Origin of the sequence: Paraburkholderia fungorum (assembly GCF_046026025.1) — a bacterium.
GTDB lineage: Bacteria > Pseudomonadota > Gammaproteobacteria > Burkholderiales > Burkholderiaceae > Paraburkholderia > Paraburkholderia fungorum_E.
Genome location: NZ_JAQQFL010000001.1, coordinates 311,849 through 338,258 on the forward strand (window position 1 = coordinate 311,849; position 26,410 = coordinate 338,258).

Below are 26,410 nucleotides of genomic sequence, written 5' to 3' on the forward strand. Positions count from 1 at the left end.
TTTTATACGGCAACTACAAGCGCGAGATTACTTCAGCGCATCAAACGCGCGGTTGCGAATTTCTTCGACCGCGCCGAGGCCCGAAATGCGGCGATATTGCGGCGCCTTCAATGCGGTCGCCGGGTCGCCGTTCTGCGCCCAGTTGTTGTAGTACTCGATCAGCGGCTTGGTTTGCGCAACGTACACGTCGAGGCGCTTCTTAACCGTTTCTTCCTTGTCGTCGTCGCGCTGGATCAGCGGCTCGCCGGTCACGTCATCCACGCCTTCAACCTTCGGCGGGTTGAACTTGACGTGATACGTACGGCCCGACGCGGCATGCGAGCGACGGCCGCTCATCCGCACGATGATCTCGTCGAACGGTACGTCGATTTCCAGCACGTAATCGATCGCGACGCCGGCCTGCTTCATCGCTTCGGCTTGCGGAATGGTGCGCGGAAAACCGTCGAACAGATAACCGTTCGCGCAGTCCGGCTGTTGCAGGCGCTCCTTCACCAGATTGATGATCAGCTCGTCCGTGACCAGCTCGCCAGCGTCCATGAAGCGCTTGGCTTCGAGGCCCAGCGGCGTGCCCGCCTTAACGGCTGCGCGCAGCATGTCACCGGTGGAAATTTGCGGAATGCCGAACTTTTCCTTGATGAAGTTTGCCTGAGTGCCCTTGCCCGCGCCGGGTGCACCCAAAAGGATCAAACGCATGTGATATCTCCAGATCTATGTGAATTCTTTGGTGGTGCTGCAGCCATCCCACGATTCGCCGAGGGACCCGCGTCGGCTGTCGTTTCGAGTCTCGCGCTGCACGTCGACAATGACGGCGCTGCAAGACGACAACGGTGCGACCGGGGCAAACCCTGACTCTCGCGTTCAACGGGAGGCGCGCATAACCGTCCGATTATGCCATGGGTTTTTACGCTCACGCCCCGAATAAAGCCTGCACGCGCGCGAGATCGGCGGGCGTGTCGACGCCCGGCAGCGGCGCATCCTGAGTGACGAGCACCGCGATCCGCTCGCCGTGCCACATCGCGCGCAGTTGCTCGAGTGCTTCGACCTGCTCGATCGGCGAAATCGCGAGATTCGGATACGTGCGCAGGAATTGGGCGCGATACGCATACAGGCCGATATGCCGGTAGACGACTGCGGGCGCCGGCGGCGTGGGCATCGACGCCACGTCGGGCCAATGCGGCTGATACGCGTCGCGGGCCCATGGAATCGGCGCGCGCGAGAAATACAGCGCGACGCCGCGCGCGTCGAGCACGACCTTGACGACGTTCGGGTTGAAAATTTCCGCGGGATCGGTGATCGGATGCGCCGCGGTGGCGATCGCGCATCCGTGGCTCGATGCCAGGTGCGACGCCACACCCCGCACAAGCGCCGGATCGATCAGCGGCTCGTCGCCCTGAACGTTCACCACGATCGTCTCGTCGCTCCAGCCGAACTGCGCGGCCACTTCCGCAAGACGGTCGGTGCCCGACGGATGATCGGCGCGCGTCAGCACGGCTTCGAAGCCGTGCTCGCGGGCCACATCCAGCACCGCTTGCGCGTCGGAGGCGATCAGCACCTGTTGCGCGCCCGATTCGCGTGCGCGTTCGGCAACCCGCACCACCATGGGCTTGCCGCCGATGTCGGCGAGCGGTTTGTTGGGCAGACGCGTCGAGGCAAGCCGGGCCGGCACGACGGCGACAAACGGAGGAGCGGTGACGTTAGCGTGGGTCATCGGAAGGACGAGCGGCGATGAAACCGGAAGGAAGCGCTCGCAAGTAGTGCGCTGCGGGCGCTGATGGGAAAAATGGCAAATGAGAAGACCAGCAGGACAGGCAATGGCGGATCAGGGTAGCGGGGCGCGCCGAATCTCGCTGCCCCCGCACCTGTGACCCGCGCCGGGCCAACGCCTGCTCAGGCGACCGAGCCCGGATTCAGATCGACCGGCGTGCCTTCGACGGTCTGGCGCGCTTCGTCGACCAGCATCACGGGAATGCCGTCGCGGATTGGATAGGCAAGCTTGTCCGCGTTGCAGATCAGCTCCTGCGCAGAACGGTCGTAGCTGAGCGGGCCCTTGCAGATCGGGCAGACGAGAATTTCAAGCAGGCGAGCGTCCACGGACTTTCTCCACAACTAATGCAATGAGGCGATGATCGAGCGCGGCTTCGACAGGGACAACCCAGATGCGCGCGTCGTGCCAGGACCCCAATTTTACCGCATCCTTTTCGGTTATCAGGATGGTGTCCGCGTCGACGTCCGTAAAAGGATTGCGTTCGAACGCATAGTGATCCGGCAGCGCGCGGGTGGTGGGCGTGAGACCGGCGGCGCGCAGCGTGGCGAAAAAACGCTCCGGCGCGCCGATGCCGGCCGCGGCCAGCACGCGATCGCCGCTGAATTGCGCGAGCGGGCGGCGCAGACCGGGGTTGTCGAGATGCCAGGCGTCGGCGGGCGCGAGTTGCAGCGCGAACGTGTTCGGCCACGGGGGCAGCGTGCGGGCGTACGGATCGTTGATCAGAGTCGCATCGCGGCGGCGCGACAGCGGCTCGCGCAGCGGGCCGGCCGGCAGCAGAAAACCGTTGCCGCCGAGCCGGTGATCGAAAACCACCAGTTCCGCGTCGCGCTCGAGGCGGTAGTGCTGCAAGCCGTCGTCGCTGACGATCACGTCGATTTCGCGGTGCGCCGCGCACAGCGCCTGCGCAGCCGCGACGCGATCCGGACAGACCCACACCGGTGCGCCGGTGCGGCGCGCGATCAGCAGCGGTTCGTCGCCGCCGACGCTTGCCGCCGAGCTCGCGAGAACCGGCGTCGGCGCCTTGACGCGCGCGCCATAGCCACGCGACACCACGCCGGGCTTGAAGCCGGCGGCGCGCAACGCTTCGACTAGTGCGATGACGGTCGGCGTTTTGCCGGTGCCGCCGACCGTCACGTTGCCGACCACGACCACTGGCACACCAATGCGGACGGATTTCAGCCAGCCGAACGAGAAAGCAGCACGGCGCGCGGTGGCAATCGCACCGAACACACACGCGAAAGGCATCAGGGCCCACGCAAGCGGGCCACGTTGCTGCCATTCACGCGCAAGGCGTGCTTCGAGACGGTGGGTCACGCCGCTCATCGGCGAGCCGCAAGGACGGGCGATGCACAGCACGCCCGAAGAGGGCGGCGCGGCGGCATGGAAGCGCCAGGTGCGATACGCGGGGCAAGCATCAACGCGGTTCTCCGGACAATCGAAAAGTGCAGCAAAAAGATGCGGCGGGGGCGGCCGCCGCAGCAGCCAATGGGCTCGCGCAGTGTGCCGCCAGTCTGCCGCAATGGCGAGCCCCCGTGGGGCTTTCGGCATGCTGTCGAACCCGCCACTCTAGCGCGCGGGCGTCCTGCCCGGCAAGTCACGCGCGCCGCGCCGCGCGGCAAGCGGCGGCTCCGGGCGATACCCGCAGCCTGTGGATAACTTTGTGGAGAACCGCCCCGTCGATGGGCTGGAAAGGCCGCGCCGAGCGCTCCGTATCGGTAATCACTCCCTTTAATGGGATGTAAATCTCATATAAATCAACAACATGCTTCCAATTGACGCGGCCTGGCGGGCTATCTGGGCGGTATTCGTCTAATGGGTCCCGGCATGTGGACACTTTTGACAATTTGGCTGCCGCGCTGGACGCCGATGGCCACTCGGTCTATCGTCTGTCCGGCCAGTCACAGATATTCCTCGCATGAATCCCGAAAGCCCTTTTGCTTCGTCGGCTACGCCCGGCGGTGAAGTTGTCGTCCCCGTTTCCGCGCTCAACCGGGCGATCGGCACGATGCTCGAACGCTCGTTTCCGCTCGTCTGGGTGGCCGGGGAAGTGTCGAACTTCACGCGTGCCGCGAGCGGCCACTGGTATTTCTCGATCAAGGACGCCCAGGCGCAGATGCGCTGTGTGATGTTCCGCGGCCGCGCGCAATATGCCGAGTTCACGCCGCGCGAAGGCGACCGTATCGAAGTGCGCGCGCTGGTGACGATGTATGAGCCGCGCGGCGAGCTGCAACTGAATGTGGAGGCCGTGCGCCGCACCGGGCAGGGGCGTCTTTATGAAGCCTTTCTCAAGCTGAAAGCGCAACTCGAAGCCGAAGGGCTCTTTGCCGCCGAACGCAAACGTGCTTTGCCGGCCCATCCGCGCGCGATCGGCATCGTGACGTCGCTTCAGGCGGCTGCATTGCGCGATGTCCTGACTACGTTGTCGCGTCGCGCGCCGCATATTCCGGTGATCGTTTATCCGGCGCCAGTGCAGGGCGTGGGCGCCAGCGTCAAGCTGGCGGATAGGGTCGACGCCGCCAACGCGCGGCGCGAAGTCGACGTGCTGATCGTGTGCCGCGGCGGCGGCTCGATTGAAGATCTGTGGGCGTTCAACGAAGAAGTGCTGGCGCGCGCGATCGCTGAAAGCGCTATACCGGTGGTGAGCGGCGTGGGGCACGAAACCGATTTCACGATCGCCGATTTCGCCGCCGACCTGCGCGCACCGACGCCCACCGGCGCCGCCGAACTCGTCAGCCCGCAGCGCGTGCTATTGCTGCGCGAGCTCGATCATCGACATGCAACGCTTGCCCGCGGTTTCGGCCGCATGATGGAACGGCGCGCCCAGCAACTCGACTGGCTCGCGCGCCGGCTGGTGTCTCCGGCTGAGCGGCTTGCGCGGCAGCGCACGCATTTGCAGCAATTGAGCGTGCGTTTGGCCTCGGCGGGCGGGCGTCCCGTGCGTGACGCCCGAGCGCGATTTTCTCTGCTGCAGATGCGCTGGCAGCGCTGGCGCCCCGATCTCGCCGCGCATCAGGCAAAGCTCGGCAATCTCTCGCAACGTCTGGATGCTGCATTGTTACGCCAGCATGAACGTCAGTCCGCGCGGATCGGCACGCTGGCCGCGCGGCTCGAAGTACTGAGTCCGAAGCGCACGCTGGAGCGGGGCTATGCCGCCGTGCTCGACGCGCAGAGCGGCCGCGCGGTGCGCGCGCCGTCGTCGCTGAAACCGGGGCGACGCCTGACCGTGCATCTTGCCGAAGGGGCCGCGGACATTGCTATCGCCGATGTGCAACCGCGCCTGACCGACGGTTTCTGACAGGTCGCCGGCAGCGGCCCCAAGGTGTATTTTCGGCATCCGCGTGGGGCAGGCACAACTCATGCGGAAGCACTAATTACGCTATGTGTGCGGCATGTTCGCCGATGCCGGACATAAAGTCCGTTGGTTTGCGGGGTTATTCCAACTCGCCTACAATCCAGTGCTCAATAGCGTTATCCGCAGACTCCCCCACAACAGATACAGACTGAAGGAAAGCACCATGGAACATACGCTCCCGCCGCTGCCGTTCGCCAGAAACGCACTCGTTCCGAACATGTCGGAAGAGACGCTCGATTATCACTACGGCAAGCATCACCAGACCTATGTGACTAACCTGAACAATCTGATCAAGGGCACGGAGTTCGAGAACCTGTCGCTCGAAGAGATCGTCAAGAAGGCATCGGGCGGCGTGTTCAACAACGCGGCTCAAGTGTGGAACCATACGTTCTTCTGGAACAGCCTGTCGCCGCAAGGTGGCGGTGCACCGAGCGGCGCACTGGCTGACGCGATCAACGCCAAGTGGGGTTCGTTCGAGAAGTTCAAGGAAGAATTCGCCAAGACGGCCGTCGGCACGTTCGGTTCGGGTTGGGCATGGCTGGTGAAGAAGGCAGACGGTTCGCTCGACCTGGTGTCGACGAGCAACGCGGCTACGCCGCTGACCACGGACGCAAAGGCGCTGCTGACGATCGACGTGTGGGAACACGCGTACTACATCGACTACCGCAATGCGCGTCCGAAGTTCGTTGAAGCGTACTGGAACATCGCCAACTGGGAATTCGCGTCGAAGAATTTCGCGTGAGATTGCCGGATGCAGCGTGACAGGATAGTTCGGATTTCCAGGCAAATTGAAAATCCGCATGGCTCGCTGCAATGAAGTCTGGAACAGGTAGTAAAACAGAAAGCCCTCCTTCGCGAGGGCTTTCTGCTTTTTGGGCGTCTGGAGAGTGGGTGCAGCCAGCCGTCGGTTGAATCATCGGCCACGCAAATACATTAAATCTGAATTCACGATTTCTTTTATCGATCAGATATCCCTAGACTGGGCAGACGTTAATACGGCTGCTGTCATGCCGATTGAATCACTCGTGCGCGCGCATTTTCGCGGCATCGGCCGTTCGAACAACAACAAGGAGAGACAGGCATGACTAACCCGACAATGCGCCGCAATGCGTTAAAGACATTTGGCCTCGCTGCCGGTACGGCGCTCTTGAGCGCCACCGGCCAATCGCAGGTAATGGCTGCCGACACGGCGTCGTTGCTGCCTGGAGGGGCAAATAGTCTGGCCGAATTGACTCAACGGCTGGCTGCGGCGCCAAGGCGGCGTGACTTCAAAACGGTACCCATGATTCTCGAGCGTCCTGATCAATGGGATCACGAGGCGCTGTCTACCGTCATCGGGTATCGAGGCGGGCCAAAACAGGTTTGGGACAACACCGAGCTTGGCGGACCGTGGCTGAACCTGATGCGCAATTCCCTCAATGCACAGATCTGGTCGTACCGGCATCCGGATTTCCTCGTGGTATCGGCTACGCACGGGTCGGCCCATTTGTCGTTGTTCGACCAGGCGGCGTGGGACAAGTACGGTCTCGCGAAAATGAGCGGCAATAAACTCGCGGCCAACACACTGCTCGACAGCAAGCCGGCCGAGGCGATGGGTAACGGTAACGGCGATCATGAAAGCGCCGATGGTGCCTTTTCGTCGCACGACAACAGCATTTCGGCGTTGCTGAAACGAGGCGCTGTCTTTCTGTCGTGCCATAACGCGATCTGGGAACTGGCGGAGCGATTGCTCGTCGCCAACGCGAATCCGGACAAGTTGCCGCTGGACGCGCTCGCCGCCGATCTGACCAACCATGTCATCCCGAGTGCGATCGTGACACCCGGCGCGGTGGCGACCCTGGTCGAGCTTCAGCAGGTCGGCTTTCACTACGCAAGTTAAGGACCCTCCATGGCATTCACTCGCGCTCACAATCCGTTGCACGGGGCCCGGCGGTTCTTGCGCTTAACGCTCGCGGCCTCGCTGTGCTCGCTCTGTTGTACTGTCGGAATCGCGTCTGCTTCACCGGCTTCGGCGGAGGCCGACGTTTTCCCGCCGTGGCAGCATGGAGAAAATAACGACTCGCTTGATCGGGGGCTCGAATTCACTGTCCCGCAGGTCGACGTGCTGGCCGATTTTCACGGCAACCTGGCAGCGCCCAAACTTGTGCTGTTCGTGGGAGGCAACTATTTCTTCGCGATGGCGCCGCTTGTCGCGCAGTTCGAGAAAGACAACCCTGATTACCGTGGGCGGATTTTCTGGGAAACGATTCCCCCCGGTTTGCTGGTCAAGCAGATGAAGGCCGGCGGTACGATCACGGTCGGCAACATGACGTGGACGGTCAAACCCGATGCCTATTTCGCCGGTTTGGCGAAGGTGAACGAGCTCATTGCGGACGGCACGCTAACGGCGCCCGCCGTTCCCTACGTGACGAACCAATTGACGATCATGGTGCGCCGGGACAATCCTCAGCACGTGATGTCGCTCAAGGATCTGGCGAGGCCCGAGTTGCGACTCGCCATGCCCAATCCGGAATTTGAAGGCGTGACGCGGCAGATCAAGGCATCGCTGGTGAAAGCGGGCGGCGACGCACTCGCCAAGGCCGTCTATGAAGATAAGGTGCGGGACGGATCGACCGTACTGACGCAGATACATCATCGGCAAACCGCGCTGTTTCTGATGCAGGATCGCGCTGATGCTGGTGTACTGTGGAAATCCGAAGCCTTGTTTCAGGAACAGATCGGGCATCCTCTTGCGCATGTCGACATTCCCGCCGATGAAAACACGACCGCGATCTACGCGGGCGCGCAGGTCAACGGCGCACCGCATCCGCAGGCGGCGCGCCGCTGGCTCAGCTTCATTCGATCACCTGCCGCGTTTCGGATATTCGAGCGATACGGCTTCGGCAAGTACGAACCGGCGTCGAGTTCGGCCACGCAATGAAATGACGCGTCGTTGCGATTCGACAAGAACAGTCGAACGCTAGCCGGCTGGATGCCAGACCAAGAACAAGAGCGGGCTTCAACTCGCGACAATCTGAAGGAGACGATGTGGACTATTCGGCCATGAGAACGCGGCGCAGATGCCTGATCATGCGTCTGGCGTTGGCGAGCACGGTGTTGGCGATGTCCGGTGCTCACGCTGACGACCTGAGCAGCGGAAAAGCGATTGCGATGCACGGTACGGCGCAGGGTGTCGCCGCCTGCATCAGTTGTCATGGTGCGAAGGGTGAGGGCAACGCCGCGGCCGGCTTTCCGCGTCTTGCAGGCATTAGCGCGGCCTATCTGTCGGCCCAGTTGACGGCATTCGCCGACGGGAGTCGACAGAACCCGATCATGCAGCCGATGGCGAAATTGCTGTCCGCGCGCGAGCGTGATGCGGTTGCGCAGTACTTCGCCGGACTACCGCCGTCTCCCGGCAGAAAAGCGAGCGACAACGAGTCAGTCAAACCCGCAGACGTTGGCGCATGGATCGCCACACGCGGGCGCTGGGACGCGGGTCTGCCTGCCTGCGTGCAATGCCATGGGCCGGGCGGAATCGGCGTGGGCGCCACGTTCCCGCCACTGGCCGGCCAGCCGGCGTCCTACATAGCAAGCCAGCTAAACAACTGGAAGAGCGGCACCCGACCGCCCGGGCCCATGGCGCTCATGCCGGCTGTCGCGAGCAAGCTCTCCAGCACGGATATCACGGCAGTCGCCGCCTACTACAGCGGAACTGACGCGCCGGCCGAAGCGACGTCCGCGAACGGGAGCCAGCCATGATCAATCGAACCGGGTTGTATCGCGGCGTCGCCGCAAGCATGTTGAGCGTCATTGCAGGTTCGTGCCTCGCTGCCAGCGGCGAGATGCCTCCGTTGTCCGCTTCTTCCGCGCAAGCCCCGGCGGTGTCGCCGGTCCAGCCGTTCACGCCACCGGCAGAATCGAGCATGCCGACCGATGGCTTCGGCCAATCAGCCAAACTGGGCGAGCAGATCTTTACGCATACCCAAACGTTCGCCGGGAAGTACGTCGGCAATACGCTGAACTGTGCCAGTTGCCACCTCGATGCCGGCCGCAAGGCGAATTCGAGCCCGCTATGGGGCGCCTATCCTTTGTACCCGGCCTATCGGAGCAAGAACGGTCATGTGAACTCGTTCGCCGAGCGTCTCCAGGGATGCTTCATGTACAGCATGAACGGTAAGGCGCCACCGCTGGGCGATCCTGTGCTGGTGGCATTGGAGTCGTACGCTTACTGGCTCGCGAAAGGCGCGCCCATCGGTGAAAAGCTGCCAGGACAAGGCTATCCCAAACTTCCCGCGCCTGCCCAACAGGCGGACTACGCGAGAGGGAGCGCCGTTTATGCGCAGCACTGTGCTTTATGTCATGGTGCCGATGGACGAGGCCAGTCGAGTGGCGGACAAACCGTTTTCCCGCCACTGTGGGGCGCTCAATCGTTCAATTGGGGAGCGGGAATGGGCGACATCCAGAACGCAGCCGGTTTCATCAAGGCGAATATGCCCTTGGGCGTGGCGGGAACGCTGACGGACCAGCAGGCGTGGGACGTGGCAACGTTTATGGACAGCCATGAACGTCCGCAAGATCCGCGTTTCAAGGGCTCAGTTGCAGCGACGCGCGCAAAATTCCACGACTCGCCGTACTCGATGTACGGTCAAACCGTAAATGGACAGGTTTTAGGCGCGTCCGGATCGCGATGACGGAATGCGTTGCCGCCGGCACAAGCCCGTGCACGGCGGCGGCTCAATAGATGGAGCGTGCATTGCTCCACGCTGTCGCATTCGCGCGTCAAATCTTTCTCGATCCACGCCCATTGTTACTGACGGATTACTGAATATTTCTTGCAGTTGGCAAGCTTCGTCGGCATTCCGAATTAAGGATTGGGTCTTGTCGAAAGCTTGCGGTCTCATCATCGAAAGAATCGTCCTCTCCTCCGCCATCACATAGGCATGGCGCGCACCTTGCTGGGCATGCCCGGCGTACCCGCCGGGTTCGCTTACAGCCTCGCACCCCCCAAGTTTCCGCGATGTTCAGCCGCCCGGCTGGGCGTCGCGTAACTGTGTTCCCACATGTTTCAGCGGGTGAGCACCGGTAAACATCGGTAAGAACTGGCTCGCTATCGTTCGCTGGCGTTCATTCCCCTTCGCGCGGCCTGCAGCCTGCAGCCCGCCTCGCGCGACGGCATCACATCGACGTGATGCGGACAAGCGGTCCGGGTCGACGCGACATCGACGAAATAGCAGTTCACCCGCGGGGCATGATGGACACCACTCAGATTCTGGAACGCGCGACGGCACATCATCTCGCGGGTGAGTTCGATCATGCGCGCGCGCTGTACGAAGATGCGCTGGCGGTTGCGCCCGACGACGCGAACGTGATGTTCCGTCTCGGTGTGCTCGACATGCAAGGCGGCGCGTACGACGCCGCGCTTGCGTGGCTCGATAGTGCGCTGACTCGCTCGCCGGACAACGCGCGCTATCACTTCGTTCGCGGGCAAGTGTTTGCCGCTGCCCAGCGGTTCGCCGAGGCGATCGACGCCTATCTGCAAGCGCTGTCATTCGAAGCTAATTCCACCGACGCGTTGTTCGCACTGGCCGCCGCGCTGCAATCGGTCGGCGAGGATGCTGCCGCGATCGAGACCTACGGATCGCTGCTGGCGCTTGAGCCCAATCACGTCGACGCGCTCAACAACCTGGGGAACTGCCACCGTCAGCAGGGCGACGTGAAGGCGGCCGAAGCTACTTACCGCCGCGCGATCGCGGCGCAACCCGGCGACGCCAACGCGCTGACGAATCTCGGCACGCTGCTGGAGGCGGCCGGCCGTCTGGACGAAGCCGTGCCCTTGCTCGAGGCAGCGGTGCGCGTGGCGCCCGATTCGCCGTGCGGCCTCGTGAACCTCGGCGTCGCGCTTCACCGGCGCGGCGAATTCGAGCCGAGCGCTGCATTGCTGACGCGCGCGCTCGAGTTGGACCCCGCGTTCCCCGAAGCCGCCTACAACCTGGCCAATGCGCTGCACGCGCTGGGCCGGCGGCGCGAAGCGGCGCTCGCCTATCAGCGGGCCATCGAGCAGGTGCCCACTCACGCCGATGCATACAACAACCTGGGTATCGTCTACCAGGAGTCGGGTGCGCGCGAGGCGGCGGCGCAGGCGTTCGACGCGGCGATCCGCCTGCGCCCCGGTTTCGTGGCCGCGCTCAACAATGCCGCTACCCTGATGCGCACGCTTGGCCGCTTCGCCGAGGCGGAATCTCATTTGCGCGAAGCGCTCGCCGTCGATCCACGTCACGCCGTCACGCACAACAACCTGGGCAACGTGCTCAAAGATCAGGGGCGCCTCGATGACGGCATCGACTGCTATCGCCATGCTCTCGCGTACGATCCGTCGAGCGTCGTCGCCCACAGCAATCTCGCCTATGCGTTGAGCTTTCAGGCGGAGCAACCCCAGCCGTTGCTGGAGGAATGCCGCCGATGGTCGGCACGGCATGAAGCGTCCTGGCGCTACACGCTTAAGCTGCATTCGAACGATGCGACACCGTCGCGCCGTTTGCGTATCGGCTACGTGTCGCCGGACTTTCGCGAGCACTGCCAGTCGCTCTTCACGCTGCCGCTGCTGTCGTATCACGATCACGAGCAGTTCGAGGTGTTCTGCTATGCGAGCGTGACCCGTCCCGACGATGTGACACAGCGCGTGGCGCGACATGCCGACGTATGGCGCGACGTACGCGAACTCAACGACGAGCGGCTCGCACAGATGATCCGTGAGGACCGCATCGACATTCTGATCGACCTGACCATGCATATGGCCGATGGCCGGCCGCTGCTGTTCGCACGCAAGCCCGCGCCGGTGCAGATTGCGTGGCTCGCCTATCCGGGGACGACCGGCATCGACGCGATCGACTACCGGCTGACCGATCCATGGCTCGACCCGGCCGGCACCGATGCGCAGTACAGCGAACAGTCGATCCGTCTGCCGGATTCGTTCTGGTGCTACGACCCATTGACCGATACGCCGGAGGTCAACGCGTTGCCGGCGTTAACGAATGGCTATCCGACGTTTGGCTGTCTGAACAACCCGTGCAAGCTGAGCGATGCGACGTTCCGGCTGTGGGGCGGCGTGATGCGCGAAGTGGCGGACGCCCGGCTTCTGCTCATGGCCCCAGAAGGCGCGGCCCGTGCGAGTCTGCTCGAACGGCTCGGGCATCGTGGGATCGTCGCGGAGCGGGTTTCTTTTACGCCGTTCCGCCCGCGCGCGGACTATCTGCGCTCGTATCACCAGATCGACGTCGGCCTCGATACGTTTCCGTACAACGGCCATACGACGAGCCTCGACTCGTACTGGATGGGCGTTCCGGTCGTCACGCGGGTTGGCGGCACGTCGGTGGGGCGCGCGGGGCTGAGCCAACTGGAGAATCTGGGTTTGCGCGAACTCGCGGCGGACAGCGACGCACGTTTTGTCGAAACCGCGGTTCAGTTGGTGCGCGATCTGCCGCGCCTGCGCGAGATGCGTGAAACGCTGCGGGCGCGGCTCGCTGCCTCGCCGCTGATGGACGGCGCGCGTTTCGCACAGCACGTCGAGGCTGTTTACCGCAGCGTCTGGTCAGCGTGGTGTGAGCAGGCTCACCGTAGAGCGCCAGTTGGACGCGAGCGCGCTATCCCGGTGCACTGACGCGCGAACGCTCGCCAGCCGCGCCCAGTTTCAGGCGCAAACACGCGTTGCCACGATGGCGAAGTCCGCCATCACGAGTCAGCTCGGTGCCTGCCGGGCTGGCGATGAGTGCAAGCTTTGTCACAGATGGTAACTGCGGCGAGGTCTGAATCGGACCCGGGCCCGGCGCCGATTCAGACCTCGCGCGCGTTCAATCAAGGCTGCGTGGACGCGGCGCCGGTCGAATCGGAATCCGTCGACATCTGCCGACGCCGGTGGCCGTGTGTGCCACCCGTGGACGCAACCGTGCTCGCCGGCGCGGGAGGCGGCGGATGATTGATGTACTGAAAATTCTGCGCGATTGAGGCGCTGGGAAAAGTGCTTGTCGGCGCGACCAGCACGCTGCTCTGCAACGGCGCGTCCGACTGCGCGAAGACGGGCGATATGCAGCCTGCGCACGCCGCTGCCACTGCGAAAACAAGCCGGTTCATTGAACGATCCTCTTTCTCTACGGTATTGATTGGTGGGGCTCCAGCCAATGTGGGTGCGCATGCCGGGTTACACCGCTATGCAATGCGGGGCCGCGAATTCTGGCGGCCAGATCGCGCGGCGTTGGTGTCAGGCAGTTTAGGCGGCGCGGTGTGAAATCGGATTGCCGTCGCGCTTACAAGCGTTACTTCATATGACGCCGTCAACGCCGTCGGGTCGGCGCTCGGCGCGCTATTTCCGCACTGCACGAAGCAGCAGGCGAACAGCAGCGCGGGCTCTGGCCCGAATGTAAGCGAAAAACTTTCTGTAACGATCTCGTAACCAAGGACGGTAGCGATTGGCCTAACGTTTGAATTCCAATGTCTCTGAAACGTACCAACATGATCTCCAGCACCAAGTCGATAAGCATTGTCATACCTGCTGCGGCCGTCGCGCTTGCGCTCGGTGGCTGCGCGGTGATGCCGCCGAGCGGTCCGAGCGTGGTTGCCCTGCCGCGCAGCGGCGAGCCGCTCGGTCAGTTCCAGCAGGACGACTATGCATGCCGCGACTACGCGAATCGCTCGACGGATCCGAACGGGACCGCCGCGCAAGCGGCAACCACCAACAGCGTGAACAGCGCGGCGCTGGGCACGCTCGGCGGCGCGGCTGTCGGCGCGCTGATCGGCGCGGCCGCGGGCAATGCCGGCGCGGGCGCGGCAATCGGTGCGGGCAGCGGCTTGTTGCTCGGCGGCGCGAACGGCGCGAATGGCGCGCAGTATTCCGCCGCGGGCTTGCAGGCACGTTACGACACCGCCTACGCGCAGTGCATGACCTCGAAAGGCAACACGATCTCGCAGCCGCCGCAGCCGGCCTACTACGCACCGCAGCCGGCCTATTACCCGCCACAGCCGTACTACTACGCGCCGCCACCGAGGTATGTCGCGCCGCCTCCGGTGATGTACGCGCCTTATCCTTATTACTGAGGCTTATTACTTAGCCTTATTACCGAGCTCGACCGGCGCTCTCGCGATGCCGGGACGCCTCGTTTGCGCCGGACATCAGGCAAGCTTGTTGCTGTAAAGCGTTTGTCATGTCTGGCGGAAACACACGAAACGATGGCCGCTAACCACGCGGCAAAGGGCGTACGTTTGGATCGAGGGCCAAGGGCGCCGCTTGTCCAGCGGTTGCGCGCAGCCCGCGAACGCCATTCCGCTCCTGCCAGCGCAGCCCGTTTCTGACTTCGCCGTGCGACGTCGCCCGACGTGCGGAGTTGGCAGGACATCGTGCAAACGAGGCGCACCATGCAGCGACCGCAAACCGGCACCTTCGATCCGAATGTGTGGTTCCGGGTGGGCGAGTGGCTGGCGCTTGCTGTCATTGCCGCCTGCTTCCTTTCTTGTGGCGGTGGCTCGGGAGGCGGGCCGGGTACCCCTGCGGGTTCGGCGGCCGGCAGCGGCACCACGAGCGGTGGCTCGACTACCGGCGGCAGCACGGGAGCGACCGGCTCGACCGGTTCAGGCGGCATGTCCATGAGCACGGCAGCCTATGCCACCGATGTGCTGATGCACCACAACGATCTCGCCCGCACGGGCCAGATGCTTGCCGAGACGACGCTGACGCTTGCAAACGTCAATTCCGCGAGCTTCGGCAAAGTCGCGTTTCTCCCCGCGGACGGCAAGGTCGACGCACAACCGCTGTTCGTCACCAGTCTGGCTATCGGCGGCACGTCGCACGATGTGGTCTATGTCGCGACCGAGCATGACAGCGTGTACGCCTATGACGCCACGAGCTTCGCGCAATTGTGGAAAGTCTCCCTGATCGGCAACGGCGAAACGCCCAGCGACGACTTTAGCTGTCCAGACTTCACGCCGGAAATCGGCATTACGTCGACGCCGGTCATTGACCGCACGCGCGGCGCGAACGGCGTCCTATACGCCGTGGCGATGACGAAAGACGGCAGCGGTGCGTACCATCACCGCCTGCATGCGCTCGATCTGACTACCGGTGCCGACATACTGGGCGGCCCGACCGAGATCGCCGCAACCTATCCGGGCAACGGCGCGGGCAGCGTCAACGGTGTGATTACCTTCAATCCCTCGCTGCATACCGAGCGCGCGGCGCTCACGCTGGTCGGCGGCAACATCTATCTGGGCTGGACCTCGCATTGCATGGGCGGCGCCTACACCGGCTGGCTGATGGCCTACAGCGCCGATGCGCTGAAGCAGGTCAGCGCGCTCAACATCACGCCGAACGGCAGTCAGGGCTCGATCTGGATGGCCGGCTCGGGCATGGCGTCGGACGGTACGTCGCTCTATGTCGTGGACGGCAACGGCACGTTCGATACCACCCTCAACGCGCAGGGCTTTCCCGTCAACGGCGATTTTGGGGACTCGCTGATGAAGCTGTCGCTGGGGAACCTGCGGGTCACCGATTACTTCGCGATGTACGACGTCGTGGCGCAGTCGGCCGCCGACAACGATTTCGGCTCGGGCGGCGTCATGCTGTTGCCGGATCAGACGACCGTGGCCGGCGTAGTCAAACATCTGGCGGTAGCCGCCGGCAAGGACAACAACATCTATGTCGTCGATCGCGACGCGATGGGTGAATTCAATCCCGCCGCGAACCATATCTGGCAGGAGTTGACCGGCACGCTCGCGGGCGGCATCTGGGGTTCGCCGGCTTACTACAACGGCGTGGTCTATTACGGCGGCTGGAGTGACAACCTGAAGGCGCTGCCGGTGTCGGGCGCCTATCTCGCGACCACCGCCGCGTCGAAGAGCCCCACCACATTTGCCTACCCCGGCGCGACACCCGCGGTGTCCGCCAACGGTACGGGCAACGGCATCGTCTGGGCCGCGGAAAACGGCTCGACGGGTGCCTTGCATGCGTACGCCGCAAGCAATCTCGCGAACGAGCTATACAACAGCAATCAGGCCGGCACGCGTGATCAATGGGGGGCGGGCAACAAGTTCATCACGCCGATGATCGCGCGGGGCAAAGTGTATGTCGGCGCGACGAATGGGGTGGCGGTGTTTGGTTTGCTGTAGGCGGCGCGGTGGCCGTTTCAGCGTTGGTTTCCGTTTCCGTTTCCGTGTTCGCCTGAGCGCAGCGTCGCGGAGCGGAAATGAAAAAGCCCCTGTTCATTGCGAGCAGGGGCTTTCTGTTTGCAGTGGTGTATGTGCCGCGTCACTCACATTGCGTCAGTACGTATCGCGCGCAGTACGTATTACTCAATGTGAGGCGCTCACTCTGCGTCGCTCGTTGCCGCTGTCTTCCGTGGGCGGCGACTGCGCGGAGCCGCTTTGCGCGCGGCCTTTTTGGCAGCGGGCGCTTTCTTTCCGGCAACGGGTGCCGCGGGTGCTTCAGCGGGCGCCGCGATCTCCGGCACCTCATCGATCTTTCGCGGCGTTGCCTTCTTCGTTTTCTTCGCGGCGGTCTTGCGCGGTGCGCGTTCCTTACGGCGTTCAGGTTGCGTGCCGTTCGTTTCCTGTGCGGGCTCGCCGGCTAGCGCAACGGGTTCAGCCGCGAAGGCTTCCGGCTCTGCCCATGCCGCTTGCGGCTGTTCGAAAACGGGCTCGACAGCCAATGGCGTATGCAGCGCTTCGGCTTGCGCGTGATCTCGCGCATGGCCGCCTTGCTCGACTGCCGCGCGTTCTTCGTGCGCAGTGTCCTGTTGGCCACGACCGGGTTTGCGATTACCACGGCTTCGGCGGCGCGACTCGTGCTTGCCGCCCGACTCGGCAACGACTGTTTCGGCAAACTGCGCCTCAACCATCTGTTCCGCCGATTCGCCCGATTCGCCCGGCTCGCTCACGTTTTCGGCGACCACGTTCGCAGCCGTGCCCCGATAAACGTACGCGCCCGACTTTTCGTCGCGGCCGAACTCGAGCAGCCCGCGCGCCTGGGCCTCTTCCAGCAGATTGCCGAAGGCGCGAAAACCGTAGTACGTCTCGTTGAAGTCCGGCTTGCGGCGCTTGATCGCGTTCTTCAGTACCGACGCCCAGATCTTGCCGCTATCGCCACGTTCGGACGCCAGCGCGTCGAACGTCTGCACCGCGATCTCGACCGCTTTGGTGCGGCGCTTTTCGAGGTCTTCCTTGTTGCGCGACTTTTCTTCGTCGGGCGCACGTTTGGCTGTTTGCTGCGCGCTCTGTTGAGGACGCGACGACTCGCGCTTGGCCACCGTGCGCTGACTCTCGCGCACGAGGTCGTCGTAGAAGAAGAATTCGTCGCAGTTCGCGATCAGCAGATCGGAGGTGGATTGCTGCACACCGACGCCGATCACCTGCTTGGCGTTTTCGCGCAGCTTCGATACGAGCGGCGAGAAGTCCGAGTCGCCACTGATGATGACGAAGGTATTGACGTGCGATTTCGTGTAGCAGAGGTCGAGCGCGTCGACCACGAGCCGGATGTCGGCCGAATTCTTGCCTGATTGGCGGACGTGCGGAATTTCGATCAGTTCGAAATTAGCCTCGTGCATCGCGCCTTTGAAACTCTTGTAGCGGTCCCAGTCGCAATACGCCTTCTTCACGACAATGCTGCCCTTGAGCAGCAGACGTTCGAGCACCAGCTTGATGTCGAATTTGTCGTACTTCGCGTCGCGCACACCGAGCGCAACGTTTTCGAAGTCGCAGAATAGCGCCATGCTGACGGTTTCGTTGGATGACGCCATGAATATCTCCATTGAAGCGATCGTCGAATTCGACGAATCGCGACCATGATAGCGATTCCTGCGTCGGTGATCAGCTTTTGTGTTCCTCGCGCACCGATACGGCGAGCGAAAATTGTCCGGGGTAGGGCGCTCGGGAAGTACGCAGGCGGCGGTGGTGCGCACCCGTTACGCGGAGAAAATCGGCGCGCGCTTGCGGACGTAGTGGGACGACCCCCAGCAGGACGGACCCAGCGGGGCGGTGCGCAAGCGCTCAGTGCTGCCTTGCCGCGCTACATGTCGCGGTGACGGATCGGCTCAAGGACCGGCTCAACGGGATTGCCTAAGGCCGCGCGTGTTTCCAGCACCTCGTCGACGAGGCCATACGTCTTTGCCTCGTGGGCCGACATGAAGTTGTCGCGGTCGGTGTCGCGGACGATCTCCTCGATGCTGCGCCCGGTGTGCCTCGCCATCATCGCGTTGAGGCGTTCGCGCTGATAGAGAACCTCTCTCGCCTGGATTTCGATATCCGCAGCGGTGCCCTGGCTGCCGCCTGACGGCTGGTGAATCATGATGCGCGCGTTCGGCAGCGCGAACCGTTTGCCGTGCTGGCCGGCGGTCAGCAAAAACGTTCCCATGCTGGCGGCAAAACCCGTGCACAAGGTTGACACTTCAGGCTTGATGAATTGCATCGTGTCGTAGATGGCGAGGCCGTCGTACACCGAGCCGCCCGGCGAATTGATGTAAAAAGAAATATCCTTGTCGGGATTCTCGGATTCCAGAAACAGCAATTGGGCGACGATCAGACTCGCGGACTGTTCATTCACCGGACCGACCAGAAAAACGATCCGTTCGCGCAGCAGACGCGAATAAATGTCATAGGCGCGCTCGCCGCGGCCGGACTGCTCGATCACGGTGGGCACGAGACCCAGACCGGTGATGGAAGGATAGCTGGAATGCATGTTTGCCTCGTTTGGGGCGGTCAGTTGCCAGTAGCCGATAGCGGCGATCGATTCGAACAACCGCGGGCCCATTGCACCGGTTGTTGCTCCTATGACGAGGAGGAGGCCGGTGGCGTGACAGGAATATTTTTTCATCGGGCTGTCACATCGACGAAGGCTCGGGCGTCAAGGTAAAACGGGTGCAGATCTGGAGGTGTACGCATGACGGAACAAGGAATCGACAAGGCATCCAGCTTCGAGGCCGTGCGCGCCCGGCTGATCGCGCTGGCGTACCGGATGCTCGGCAGCCGCGCCGAAGCGGAAGATGTGGTGCAGGACGTCTGGCTCAAATGGCATCTCGCCGAGACGCGCGAGGTGCAGACACCGGCCGCGTGGCTCACCACGATCACCACGCGCGCGGCTATCGACAGGCTGCGTCACGTGCAGCGCGAGCGCGCGTCACAGGCCGCCGGCTGGTTGCCGGAGCCATGGCTCGACGAGGTGGCGCCATCGGCGGAGGAACTGGCCTTGCGCGCGGCGGAGCTGTCGTACGGCGTGATGCTGCTGCTCGAGCGCCTGAAGCCCGATGAGCGGGCGGCATTCGTGCTGCACGAGGCGTTTGACTGCGACTACGCGGAGATTGCGAAAATCCTTGAGCGTACGCCGGCCAGTTGCCGTCAGATCGTCCACCGCGCCAAGGCGCGTTTGCAGCGTGCGGGCGCACCGCTGGAACGGCCCGATCCAGCCGCGCATGCACGCATCGTGGAGCGCTTGCGCACGGCGCTGGAGGCGCAGGATCGCGTGGGCTTGCTGCGCCTCTTTAGCGACGCGCCAGACGTGGTCAGCGACGCGCCGGTGTGCACGGAGGAACTGGCGCCAGTGGCCTGGATGGAGACGGTGACAGCGCTCGCGCACCAGGCGAGCCATGCAGAAGTGGTGTCGGTCGAAGGCGCAATGGGTATTGCACTGCTCTTCGAAGGCGAGGTCATCGGGCTGATCGACGTGTCCACGCAAGCGCTTGCGGACGGTTCGGCAAAGATCGTCGCATTGCGCGCGGTCACCAGCGCGGCGCGTTTGCGGGCCGCCAACCGCCTGCTGGGGCGCGCGGCCGTCCTGAAACTGCTCGCGCGAATCCAGCAGAACGTCATCGCGTCAATTACGATGCGCAGCGACTTCCCAGTTGATGTCGACGCATAGCACCTGCGTGCCGTGCGGCGTATGCGCGGCGATCGAGGCGGTCACGCACAAATGCGCTTCATTGATCGACAGGTAGGGCGGCGTGAGGTGCACCTGGCCGGGCACGCGCATGGCCTGAATGAAGTACGGCCGGCGTTCCCAGCTCGCGCCTTCCGAATGCAGCAGCGGCCGGAAGCGCTTGGCACGTTGCGAAGTACGCCCGGGCGGCAGCACGTTGTCGCCAATCTGCCGGCCCGAACCGTCGAGCACGAAGCAGCGTGCCGTTTCGCCGAGCGCGAGCAGCGGCACGGTTGCCTGGGTAACCGATTCCCCGGCCACGAGTTGGGCAGCCGCCGTTTCCAGCGCCGTGACGTAGGGCGCGAGCCGCGCGGACTGTGCGCGTTCGCGCGCGGCGACCCGTTCGCGTAGTGCCGCGGAGAGCGAGTCCATCAAACCGGCCGCCGCTTGCGGTTTCACCGGCTCGACGCTCGGACCCGCGAAGAACGCACCCTGCACGAAGTCGACGTTGCATTCGAGCGCGATCAGCGCATCGCGTTCGGTGCTCAGGCCGCCCATCAGCACGAGTTGGCCGGATTCGTGCAGTAGCGAGACGAGGCCCGGCAGCACGCGTTCGATATGCGAGTGCTCGCTTGCTTGCGCGAGAATGCAGCGGTCGAGCGTGACGATGTCCGGGCGCAGATTCCACACGCGATCAATGTTCGAATGCTTCGCGCCAAAGCCGTCCAGCGCGATCAGGAAGCCGGATTTGCGCAACGCGTCGATGATGTCGGCGAAGCGCGTGGTTTCACCGCCTGCCTGCTCCGACACTTCCAGCACCACCCGTTGCGGCGGCAGGCCCAGCGCCTTGAGGCCGGCGAGCAGCGCATCGCCATAACTGGTGTCCATCAGCGCCGCCGGGTGCAGGCTCAGGAAAAGCCATTCGTCGTGGCTGTCGAATGCATTGAAATTGCCCAGATGCAGCGATTCGGCGAGCCGCCCGAGTTCCAGCAGGTCGCCGCGCCGTGCCGCTTGCGTGAAAACCTCGTGTGAAGGCACTTGCAGCGCGTGTTCGTCGTGTGCGCGCAATGAAGCGTGATAACCGATCGCGCGGCGGTGCGACACCGAAAAAACCGGTTGAAACACGCTGAAAACGGTATAGCCGCCGTACAGAACGGTGCGCCGGGAGCCTTCGTCGCCGGCCATCGGGCGCGGCGGCTGGAAACCGGGAGGATCGAGTTCGAGCATGCTCATCATGTCAGTCGTCTGGAGGTGGCGGCGCGCCTCTATGCTCGGCACGAGTCCGCACGCGCAAATTGTGAGTTTACAGGATAGGCGAGCAAGAACTATGCGCGAGCGGAAACACACTGCGCGTGCCCGGTTACCACGTTGAGTACGCCGATTGTGCGCCAGCGCGGCCGCGAAAGCGATGATTCGCACTTCCGTGGTGCGGCCCGCGCCCCGTTGCGGGTCGGCGGCGGATAACGGTGGGTGACGGTGGATAACGGCGAGTTACCGCAACGCCACCGCCGCCCGGCGCAAAACTCAGGTCCGCTCCGAAGGATCGGTCTTTTTCGCGGGCGTGCGGACGTCCGGCGACAGTTGCGCGAAGATCCACGCCGAGCCGGCGGTGATGATGCCGACACACAGGAACGTCGCGTGGAACGCGGGCAGCGAGTTGGCGGCCGTCACACGTGGCAGGAGGCCGGTGAAGGTCGCGAGCAACGCGCCGGCGACCGTCACGCCGAGACTCATCGACAGCATCTGCACCAACGAGAACAGACTGTTGCCGCTGCTCGCGCCGCCGGTTCCGAGGTCCTTGAGCGTCAGCGTGTTCATCGCGGTGAACTGCACGGAATTGACGCCGCCGAAGAATGCCAGTTGCACGAGTCTCAGCCACAGCGGCTGGCCGGCGGTGGTGAGCGCGAAGCTCGCCATGGTCAGCCCTACCAGCACGGTATTGACGATCAGCACTTGCCGGTAGCTGTACTTGATGATCAGCGTCGTGACGAGGCGCTTGGCCGCCATGCCCGCGGCGGCCACCGGCAGCATCATCATGCCGGCCTCGAAGGCGCTATAACCCAGGCTCACCTGCAAGAGCAGAGGAATCAGATACGGCATCGCGCCGCTGCCGATCCGCGCGAACAGATTGCCGAGCAGACCGACGCTGAAGGTGTGGATCTTGAACAGATCGAGCGGGAAGATCGGCGCGGGCTCGCGCACGGCGTGCAAGCCATAGGCGACGAAGCAGGCGAGGCTCAGGATCAGCAGCACCAGCACGGTGGCATGCTGGATGCCGAACTCCGTGCGGCCGTCGAGCGCGAAGGAAATGGCCACCATGCCGAAAATCAGCAGCAGATAGCCTTTCAGATCGAACTTGCCGGTGTGCTCGTTGCGGCTATCCGGCATGAAGATAAACGTGGCGATGCAACCCACGATCCCCACCGGCACATTGATCAGAAAGATCCAGTGCCACGAAGCGATTTTCACCAGCCAGCCGCCGAGCGTCGGGCCGATCAGCGGCCCGATCAGGCCTGGGATCGCCACGAACGACAAGGCCGGCAAATAGCGTTCCGCCGGGAAGGTGCGCAGCACCGCGAGCCGCCCAACGGGCAGCAGCATCGCCCCGCCCACGCCCTGCACGATCCGGTAGATCACCAGCTGATTCAGGGTATGTGCGTTGGCGCACAGCAGCGAGCCGACCGCGAACACGAGGATCGCGCTGAAAAATACGCGCCGCGTGCCGAGTTTGTCCGCGAGCCAGCCGGACACCGGGATCATTACCGCCATCGTCAGCGAATACGCGATCACCACCGATTGCATGCGCAATGGCAGCTCGCCCAGGCTCGTCGCCATCGCGGGGAGCGCGGTGTTGACGATGGTCGAGTCGAGCGTCTGCATGAAGAAGCCGGTGGCGACGAGCCACAGCATCACGGTGAGCGAACGGGGCGAGGGGGCCGAAGCGGCGCGGGCGGGGGCGGGGGCGGAGGCGGGCAGGGTCGGCGGCGTGGACATTGGGGGCGGCGGGGCGCGCAGGGACGGGCTGTGGGACTCGCTATTCTAGGGAAAAGCGCGACCCGGCGCAGCGGATAGGCGCGAGGCGCGCCGACCGGTCATGCCGCCCGGGCGGCGGCGGGCAACGCCACGGCCGCATGGAAAAATGCCTGCGCGCGCGGCTCGTTGCCGAATGCGACGTGAATCCTGATCCACGGGCTGACTGCCGTGTTCGGCCGGAAGTAACTGCCGGGAATGACCGTCACGCCGAGCGGTGCGGCGCATGCCACGAATCGTTCCGAGTTGTCGACGTGGGGTACACGTGCCCAGACGAACTTGCCGCCGAGGGGCTTTTCGAACAGCTCCCAGCCGGCGTCTTCGAGTGTCTGGATGGTCGAGCCGAGTGCGTCGCGCATGCGGCGGCGCAGCCGCTCCAGATACTTGCGGTACGCGCCGCGTTCCAGCAGCGAGACGGCGACCGCCTCGGCAAAGCGCGAACCGCCGATGCTCGTCAGCATCTTGATGTCGACCAGATCCTTGATGATCGCGTGGCTCGCCACCACGCAGCCAATGCGCAACGAGGACGACAGCGTCTTCGACAGGCCGCCCACGTAGATCACGTGTTCGAGCTGGTCGAGGGTCGCGAGACGGTCCGTGGCGTCGGTCTGGAAGTCGGCGTAGATGTCGTCTTCGATGATCCTGAAGCCGTGTTCGCGCGCCAGTTGCAGCAGCCGGAACGCCACCGGCGGTGCGACCGTGGTGCCGGTCGGATTGTGGAACACCGTGTTGATGAACATCAGCTTCGGGCGGTGCAGTTTCAACTGCGCCTGCAACACGTCGAGATCGGGGCCGTTGCGGGTACGCGGAATGCCGATCAGCTTCACGCCGTGCAGCTTCAGCAGACCGTACAGGTTGTAGTAGCCGGGGTCCTCGACGAACATCGTGTCACCGGCCTTGAGCAGGTAGCGCATGAGCAGGTCGAGCGCCTGGCTCGCGCCATTCGTGATCAGAATCTGTGACGCGTCCGCCTGAATCCCCAACTGGCCGATGCGGCCTTGCAGATGTTCGCGCAAGGTCAGATTGCCGAGCGGCGTTGCGTAATCGACCATGGCCGCGGCGTCGGTGCGCGACACGTGGCGGATCGCCTGAGCCAGGCTATCCATGTCGCGCCACGCATCGGGGATGAAGCCGCTGCAGAGTTTCAGCGTCTCACCCGGGTGATTGAACTGCTGCAGAAGGTGTCCCGATTCGTCCTCGGCGCGGCGCGGGTCCGAGGTGCCCTGGCAATGCGTGCTGGCCGGCTGGCGGTCGGAGACATAGAAGCCCGAACCATGGCGCGAGTCGACATAGCCGAGCGACACCAGCCGGTCGTAAGCCTCGATCACGGGGAAACGGCTCACGTCGTAGTCGGCGGCGAACTGACGGATCGACGGCAGCTTTGCACCGGGGTGAACCGTGCGCGACCGGATCCAGGTAGTGACGCTGGCGACGATCTGCTCGGTGAGCGGTACGCCGCTATCCCGATCGAGTTGGATTTCGAGTTTCATGCGGTGCTTTCCTCCAACGGATAGACGGTGCGCCGAACCGCTTGTAAGGCATGCGCCGCGCGTGCGCACGAGAGGCGCGTTTACCCCAACTGTCCGTTTTTTCGACTGAACAGTTCCGATGAAAGTGTTCGGAACTGTGCATGGGTATCCGATGATCGCACGTCAATAATGGCTACAACAGGAAAGTTCTTTGAAGGAGAAAAGCGATGCGTGAAGTCCGTATTTTCGAAATGGAACATGACGAGCCCGCGGCGGCCTGGCGTGTCGCGCGTCCGTCGGTCTTCAAGGTGATCTCGGGCGAGATCTGGCTGACCGTCGAAGGCGAACATGGCGATCACTGGCTGGCAACGGGGCAATCGATCGAGCTGCCGCGCGGCTCGATGGCGTGGGTCAGTGCAGGGCGGCCCGGTGCGCGTTTCGCACTGGCCAGCGGATCGGAACGCGCTGTGATGCGGCCATTGCGCGGGTTGTCGGTGTTGAACCGGCTACCGCGTTGGTTGGGCGTGGCCTAACCTTCGCCCGCGTTTCAGCCTCAATCGGCCGTCTCAATCACGCCGCGCCTCAGGTTCCACGCGCGTCAGCCTTCCCGCGCGTCAACCTCCCGGCGCGTCAACTTCCCCAATATAGCGCGCGCGTGGCCGGATCAACCGGCCGTCGCGCGTCTGCTCCATGGCATGGGCGATCCAGCCGACCACCCGGCCGAGCGCGAACAGCGTGAAGGCGGCGCCGGCGGGCAGGCCAAGTACCCGTTCGATCGCCGCGAGCGCAAAGTCGACATTTGGCTTCACGCCGGTTGTGTCGCGCACCGTGCGTGCGAGCGCCTCTACTTCACCTAGCCGCGAGCGGGCGGGTGCGCAGTCCGCAAGCATTTCGAGCAGCAGACGCGCGCGCGGGTCACCCTCCGGATACAGCAGATGCCCGAAACCCGACAGTACCGGCCGATGCGCGCTATGTTCGTGGCGCGCGAGCCGGTTCGCCAGATAGCGATCGAGATCGGGGGCGCGCGACGCTTCATCGAGGAGCGCGGCGACGCGTACCGTCTCGCCACCGTGCCGCGGCCCGGCCAACGCGGCCAGACCGCCCGCCACCGCACCGAACAGATGCGTCCCTGTCGACGTGATGCAGCGAACCGTGAAGGTCGACGCGTTCAGTTCATGATCCGCGCAGGCCACCAGTGCCGCGCGCAGCAACCCCGCCTGCTGACGGTTGCGCACATTCCACGCTGAAGCCAACTGCTTGTGCAGCGGTTCGTTCGACGGCGCTGCCGAGACCATGGCCGCCGCCAGCAAGCGCATGACCGAGCACGCGGTATCGAGTTGCGCATCCTGGCCGAGCGCCCATACGCGCGGCATTTGCGCCGCGGCGGCCGGCAGCAGCACGAGCGCGCGATCGAGCGGCGTGCTGTCGCTCCAGAGCTTGAGCCACGCCGCCCACTGAGCGGCGGCGAACGGCACGGCCGGCGCCTCGGCGATACGCCTCGCACTGCATTCCCACAACAACGCCGCGACATCTTCCAGCGATGCCGTGCGCGCCAGTTCCATCGCGTCATGCCCGCGATATGACAGGCGGCCGTCGGCCACCAGCGTGATCGACGATTCGAGCACCGGCACGCCCCAGTCCAGCACCTTTTGCGCGACCTTGCCGGCGCGCTTGCCGTCTTCCTTGCGCCGCGCGAGCCGCCGTACTTCGCCGGCGTCGTAGAGGCGGTGCTTGCCTTGTGCATCCGGCGACGAGTTCAGCATGCCGCGGCTGACATACGCATACAGGGTGGGCAGGCTGATGCCGAGCGCGGCGGCGGCTTCGGCAGCGGTGAGGGTAGAGGAGGGTGGCATGGAAACGCGTGGAAACCGAAGAAATCAATATATATTGATTATCATAATCAAGATTGATTGCCGCAAGGCGGAATT

22 protein-coding genes are annotated in these 26,410 nt (G+C 63.9%); 11 read left to right on the top strand and 11 right to left on the bottom strand.

The annotated features are described in order from the left end of the window. Positions 1–27: 27 nt before the first annotated feature. The 4 genes from adk to lpxK form a co-directional block, all read right to left on the bottom strand. The gene (gene adk / locus PQR67_RS01435) at positions 28–693 is read right to left on the bottom strand and encodes an adenylate kinase (protein WP_408453449.1); all 666 of its coding nucleotides are present in this window, start codon (positions 691–693) and stop codon (positions 28–30) included. Between the two features lie 214 nt (positions 694–907). Next, on the bottom strand, positions 908–1,708 hold the full coding sequence (kdsB, locus tag PQR67_RS01440) for a 3-deoxy-manno-octulosonate cytidylyltransferase (protein WP_408453452.1): 801 nt from the start codon (positions 1,706–1,708) through the stop codon (positions 908–910). A gap of 179 nt (positions 1,709–1,887) precedes the next feature. Next, positions 1,888–2,091 carry a Trm112 family protein gene (locus tag PQR67_RS01445; protein WP_006050060.1) on the bottom strand — a complete coding sequence of 68 codons (204 nt, stop codon included), beginning with the start codon at positions 2,089–2,091 and terminating at the stop codon, positions 1,888–1,890. Then, a complete protein-coding gene (gene lpxK / locus PQR67_RS01450; RefSeq protein ID WP_408453455.1) occupies positions 2,072–3,088 on the bottom strand; it encodes a tetraacyldisaccharide 4'-kinase in 1,017 nt (338 codons plus the stop codon). The genes PQR67_RS01445 and lpxK overlap by 20 nt, the downstream gene beginning before the upstream one ends. Positions 3,089–3,680: 592 nt before the next feature. Here lpxK and xseA point away from each other — a divergent pair. The 7 genes from xseA (at position 3,681) to PQR67_RS01485 (ending at position 12,753) form a co-directional block, all read left to right on the top strand. Beyond that, complete coding sequence (gene xseA / locus PQR67_RS01455; RefSeq protein WP_408453458.1) at positions 3,681–5,060, top strand: exodeoxyribonuclease VII large subunit; 1,380 nt, start codon at positions 3,681–3,683, stop codon at positions 5,058–5,060. Between the two features lie 220 nt (positions 5,061–5,280). After that, a complete protein-coding gene (locus PQR67_RS01460; protein ID WP_408453461.1) occupies positions 5,281–5,859 on the top strand; it encodes a superoxide dismutase in 579 nt (192 codons plus the stop codon). 339 nt (positions 5,860–6,198) lie between these two features. Then, positions 6,199–6,996: a thiosulfate dehydrogenase gene (tetH, locus tag PQR67_RS01465; RefSeq protein ID WP_408453464.1), complete on the top strand. Its 798-nt coding sequence runs from the start codon at positions 6,199–6,201 to the stop codon at positions 6,994–6,996. 9 nt (positions 6,997–7,005) lie between these two features. Beyond that, a complete protein-coding gene (locus tag PQR67_RS01470) occupies positions 7,006–8,037 on the top strand; it encodes a substrate-binding domain-containing protein (protein ID WP_408453467.1) in 1,032 nt (343 codons plus the stop codon). Between the two features lie 122 nt (positions 8,038–8,159). Further along, positions 8,160–8,855, top strand: a complete 696-nt coding sequence (locus tag PQR67_RS01475; RefSeq protein ID WP_494471405.1) for a c-type cytochrome — start codon at positions 8,160–8,162, stop codon at positions 8,853–8,855. Between the two features lie 83 nt (positions 8,856–8,938). Then, complete coding sequence (locus PQR67_RS01480; protein WP_408453807.1) at positions 8,939–9,787, top strand: c-type cytochrome; 849 nt, start codon at positions 8,939–8,941, stop codon at positions 9,785–9,787. 557 nt (positions 9,788–10,344) lie between these two features. Next, on the top strand, positions 10,345–12,753 hold the full coding sequence (locus tag PQR67_RS01485; protein ID WP_408453472.1) for a tetratricopeptide repeat protein: 2,409 nt from the start codon (positions 10,345–10,347) through the stop codon (positions 12,751–12,753). Between the two features lie 194 nt (positions 12,754–12,947). Here the strand turns inward: PQR67_RS01485 and PQR67_RS01490 are convergent, their stop codons facing one another. Beyond that, entirely contained in the window at positions 12,948–13,223 is a 276-nt protein-coding gene (locus PQR67_RS01490) for a hypothetical protein (protein WP_408453475.1), read from the bottom strand. 378 nt (positions 13,224–13,601) lie between these two features. Here PQR67_RS01490 and PQR67_RS01495 point away from each other — a divergent pair, with 378 nt between their 5' ends. After that, positions 13,602–14,183, top strand: coding sequence for a glycine zipper family protein (locus PQR67_RS01495; protein WP_408453810.1), 582 nt, complete (start codon positions 13,602–13,604; stop codon positions 14,181–14,183). A 318-nt stretch (positions 14,184–14,501) separates the two neighbouring features. Next, the gene (locus PQR67_RS01500; RefSeq protein ID WP_408453478.1) at positions 14,502–16,247 is read left to right on the top strand and encodes a pyrrolo-quinoline quinone; all 1,746 of its coding nucleotides are present in this window, start codon (positions 14,502–14,504) and stop codon (positions 16,245–16,247) included. Positions 16,248–16,444: 197 nt separating this feature from the next. Here PQR67_RS01500 and PQR67_RS01505 read toward each other — a convergent pair whose 3' ends face one another. Together PQR67_RS01505 and clpP are read right to left on the bottom strand one after the other, a co-directional pair. Further along, positions 16,445–17,872, bottom strand: a complete 1,428-nt coding sequence (locus tag PQR67_RS01505; protein WP_408453481.1) for an NYN domain-containing protein — start codon at positions 17,870–17,872, stop codon at positions 16,445–16,447. Positions 17,873–18,141: 269 nt separating this feature from the next. Beyond that, positions 18,142–18,810, bottom strand: coding sequence for an ATP-dependent Clp endopeptidase proteolytic subunit ClpP (clpP, locus tag PQR67_RS01510; RefSeq protein ID WP_408453813.1), 669 nt, complete (start codon positions 18,808–18,810; stop codon positions 18,142–18,144). A 201-nt stretch (positions 18,811–19,011) separates the two neighbouring features. Between clpP and PQR67_RS01515 the strand changes: the two genes are divergently transcribed. Then, positions 19,012–19,986 (top strand): sigma-70 family RNA polymerase sigma factor, encoded by a 975-nt coding sequence (locus tag PQR67_RS01515; protein WP_408453483.1) that lies wholly within the window; start codon positions 19,012–19,014, stop codon positions 19,984–19,986. Here PQR67_RS01515 and PQR67_RS01520 read toward each other — a convergent pair. The 3 genes from PQR67_RS01520 to PQR67_RS01530 form a co-directional block, all read right to left on the bottom strand. Continuing rightward, the gene (locus PQR67_RS01520) at positions 19,942–21,216 is read right to left on the bottom strand and encodes an EAL domain-containing protein (RefSeq protein ID WP_408453816.1); all 1,275 of its coding nucleotides are present in this window, start codon (positions 21,214–21,216) and stop codon (positions 19,942–19,944) included. The genes PQR67_RS01515 and PQR67_RS01520 overlap by 45 nt on opposite strands. A gap of 291 nt (positions 21,217–21,507) precedes the next feature. Beyond that, positions 21,508–22,893, bottom strand: coding sequence for a multidrug transporter subunit MdtD (gene mdtD / locus PQR67_RS01525; RefSeq protein WP_408453819.1), 1,386 nt, complete (start codon positions 22,891–22,893; stop codon positions 21,508–21,510). Positions 22,894–23,075: 182 nt separating this feature from the next. Then, positions 23,076–24,503 (bottom strand): aminotransferase-like domain-containing protein, encoded by a 1,428-nt coding sequence (locus PQR67_RS01530; RefSeq protein WP_408453486.1) that lies wholly within the window; start codon positions 24,501–24,503, stop codon positions 23,076–23,078. A gap of 206 nt (positions 24,504–24,709) precedes the next feature. Here PQR67_RS01530 and PQR67_RS01535 point away from each other — a divergent pair, with 206 nt between their 5' ends. After that, positions 24,710–25,015, top strand: coding sequence for a DUF2917 domain-containing protein (locus tag PQR67_RS01535; protein ID WP_408453489.1), 306 nt, complete (start codon positions 24,710–24,712; stop codon positions 25,013–25,015). 81 nt (positions 25,016–25,096) lie between these two features. Here the strand turns inward: PQR67_RS01535 and PQR67_RS01540 are convergent, their stop codons facing one another. Further along, a complete protein-coding gene (locus PQR67_RS01540; RefSeq protein WP_408453492.1) occupies positions 25,097–26,335 on the bottom strand; it encodes a citrate/2-methylcitrate synthase in 1,239 nt (412 codons plus the stop codon). Positions 26,336–26,410: the final 75 nt, after the last annotated feature.

Coding starts and splice junctions, on each gene's coding strand:
- lpxK (WP_408453455.1), bottom strand. CDS start 3,088: ATGAGCGGCGTGACCCACCGTCTCGAAGCACGCCTTGCGCGTGAATGG.
- PQR67_RS01495 (WP_408453810.1), top strand. CDS start 13,602: ATGATCTCCAGCACCAAGTCGATAAGCATTGTCATACCTGCTGCGGCC.
- PQR67_RS01470 (WP_408453467.1), top strand. CDS start 7,006: ATGGCATTCACTCGCGCTCACAATCCGTTGCACGGGGCCCGGCGGTTC.
- PQR67_RS01485 (WP_408453472.1), top strand. CDS start 10,345: ATGATGGACACCACTCAGATTCTGGAACGCGCGACGGCACATCATCTC.
- PQR67_RS01480 (WP_408453807.1), top strand. CDS start 8,939: ATGCCTCCGTTGTCCGCTTCTTCCGCGCAAGCCCCGGCGGTGTCGCCG.
- PQR67_RS01515 (WP_408453483.1), top strand. CDS start 19,012: ATGACGGAACAAGGAATCGACAAGGCATCCAGCTTCGAGGCCGTGCGC.
- PQR67_RS01500 (WP_408453478.1), top strand. CDS start 14,502: ATGCAGCGACCGCAAACCGGCACCTTCGATCCGAATGTGTGGTTCCGG.
- PQR67_RS01460 (WP_408453461.1), top strand. CDS start 5,281: ATGGAACATACGCTCCCGCCGCTGCCGTTCGCCAGAAACGCACTCGTT.
- PQR67_RS01475 (WP_494471405.1), top strand. CDS start 8,160: ATGAGAACGCGGCGCAGATGCCTGATCATGCGTCTGGCGTTGGCGAGC.
- PQR67_RS01490 (WP_408453475.1), bottom strand. CDS start 13,223: ATGAACCGGCTTGTTTTCGCAGTGGCAGCGGCGTGCGCAGGCTGCATA.
- tetH (WP_408453464.1), top strand. CDS start 6,199: ATGACTAACCCGACAATGCGCCGCAATGCGTTAAAGACATTTGGCCTC.
- PQR67_RS01505 (WP_408453481.1), bottom strand. CDS start 17,872: ATGGCGTCATCCAACGAAACCGTCAGCATGGCGCTATTCTGCGACTTC.
- PQR67_RS01520 (WP_408453816.1), bottom strand. CDS start 21,216: ATGAGCATGCTCGAACTCGATCCTCCCGGTTTCCAGCCGCCGCGCCCG.
- xseA (WP_408453458.1), top strand. CDS start 3,681: ATGAATCCCGAAAGCCCTTTTGCTTCGTCGGCTACGCCCGGCGGTGAA.
- kdsB (WP_408453452.1), bottom strand. CDS start 1,708: ATGACCCACGCTAACGTCACCGCTCCTCCGTTTGTCGCCGTCGTGCCG.
- mdtD (WP_408453819.1), bottom strand. CDS start 22,893: ATGCTGTGGCTCGTCGCCACCGGCTTCTTCATGCAGACGCTCGACTCG.
- adk (WP_408453449.1), bottom strand. CDS start 693: ATGCGTTTGATCCTTTTGGGTGCACCCGGCGCGGGCAAGGGCACTCAG.
- clpP (WP_408453813.1), bottom strand. CDS start 18,810: ATGCATTCCAGCTATCCTTCCATCACCGGTCTGGGTCTCGTGCCCACC.
- PQR67_RS01540 (WP_408453492.1), bottom strand. CDS start 26,335: ATGCCACCCTCCTCTACCCTCACCGCTGCCGAAGCCGCCGCCGCGCTC.
- PQR67_RS01535 (WP_408453489.1), top strand. CDS start 24,710: ATGCGTGAAGTCCGTATTTTCGAAATGGAACATGACGAGCCCGCGGCG.
- PQR67_RS01530 (WP_408453486.1), bottom strand. CDS start 24,503: ATGAAACTCGAAATCCAACTCGATCGGGATAGCGGCGTACCGCTCACC.